At 72.8% G+C, this 1413-nt stretch carries 2 protein-coding genes; both read left to right on the forward strand.

Translation table 11 applies throughout. The features are described 5' to 3' along the window. On the forward strand, positions 1 to 470 hold a 470-nt coding region (locus tag AB0N07_RS51035), incomplete at its 5' end, for a DUF3090 domain-containing protein (RefSeq protein ID WP_365847831.1). Then, positions 470 to 1252, forward strand: coding sequence for an SCO1664 family protein (locus AB0N07_RS51040; RefSeq protein ID WP_365847833.1), 783 nt, complete (start codon positions 470 to 472; stop codon positions 1250 to 1252). The genes AB0N07_RS51035 and AB0N07_RS51040, both read left to right, overlap by 1 nt. Positions 1253 to 1413: the final 161 nt, after the last annotated feature.

Raw genomic sequence — 1413 nt, forward strand, 5'->3', positions numbered from 1 at the left:
CCGGAGCCCGCACGTTCTACCTGCAGGTGCGCACCGGGCCCCGGCTGGTGAGCCTGGCCCTGGAGAAGCAGCAGTCCGCCCTGATGGCGGAGATGCTCGACGAGATCCTCGACGATCTGATGGCCCTGGAGGGCAATCCGCACAGCGTCCCGGCCAGCACCCCCGTGGAACTCGTGGACAACGATCCGCTGGACCCGGTGCAGGAGTGGTTCCGGGTGGGGGCCATCGGCCTGGGCTGGGACCCCACCACCGCGCAGGTGCTCATCGACGCGCACCCGCTCTCTGACGACGACGCCGACCCGGCGCCCGAGGCGGACGCCGAGGCCGTGCGCGTGCGGATGCCCGTCGGCGCCGCCCGGGCGTTCGCCCGGCGCACCCGGGAGGTCGTGGACGCCGGCCGTCCGGTCTGCTCGGACTGCGGCCAGCCCATCGACCCCGACGGCCACGACTGCACTCTCCCCGACTCCTGATGAGCGCCGCGGACGTGCCCGCCGGTGAGCTGGTGTCCGGGGAGCTGACGCTCACCGGCCGCATCACGACGGCGTCCAACGCCACGTTCCTCGGCGCGATCGGTGACACCCCGGTGGTCTACAAGCCGGTGGCCGGCGAGGCCCCCCTCTGGGACTTCCCCGCCGGAACCCTGGCCCGCCGCGAGGTGGCCGCGCACCTGGTGTCCGAGGCGCTGGGGTGGGAGATCGTGCCGCGCACCTGGCTGCACGAGGGCCCGTTCGGCGAGGGGATGGTGCAGCTCTGGCAGGAGCAGGATCCTGAGCAGGACGCCGTGGACCTGTTCCCGGCGGACCAGGTGCCGGCCTCGGGGTGGCTCACGATCCTGGAGGGTGAGGACGAGGACGGGAATCGGCTGGTCCTGGCCCACGAGGACACGGCGGCGCTGCGCCGCATGGCGGTGTTCGACGTGATCGTCAACAACGCCGACCGCAAGAGCGCCCACATCCTCGCCATGCCCGACGGGCACCGACACGGGGTGGACCACGGGCTCACCTTCCATGTGGCGGACAAGCTGCGCACCGTGCTGTGGGGATGGATCGGTGAGGCGCTGAGCGAGGAGGAGCGCGACGGCGTGGGGCGCGTTCTCGAGGGGCACGGCGGTGAGCTGGGGCGGGGGCTGGCGGAGCTGCTGGGTGCCGAGGAAGTCGAAGCCCTTGCCGAACGCTGTGCCCAGTTGCTCGACGACGGGATCTTCCCTGCCCCGAGCGGCCTGACGCCGGCGGTGCCCTGGCCGCTGTTCTGACGGGCCTGAGGCGTCAGCCTGGCCGCAGGGACGGCGGGTGCACTCAGTCCACGAGCCCCGCCGCGGCACCGGCCGCGTGGTAATCCGCGGCGAGCGAATCCAGGGTGGCGTGAGCGTTGAGCCCGCTGGGGTTCGGCGCCACGAACAGCCGCGTGCCCAGC

This window comes from Streptomyces sp. NPDC051172 (genome assembly GCF_040682555.1).
Lineage (GTDB): Bacteria > Actinomycetota > Actinomycetes > Streptomycetales > Streptomycetaceae > Streptomyces.

Bases quoted from the DNA above. Each gene is read 5' to 3' on its own strand.
- AB0N07_RS51040 (WP_365847833.1), top strand. From the start codon at position 470: ATGAGCGCCGCGGACGTGCCCGCCGGTGAGCTGGTGTCCGGGGAGCTG.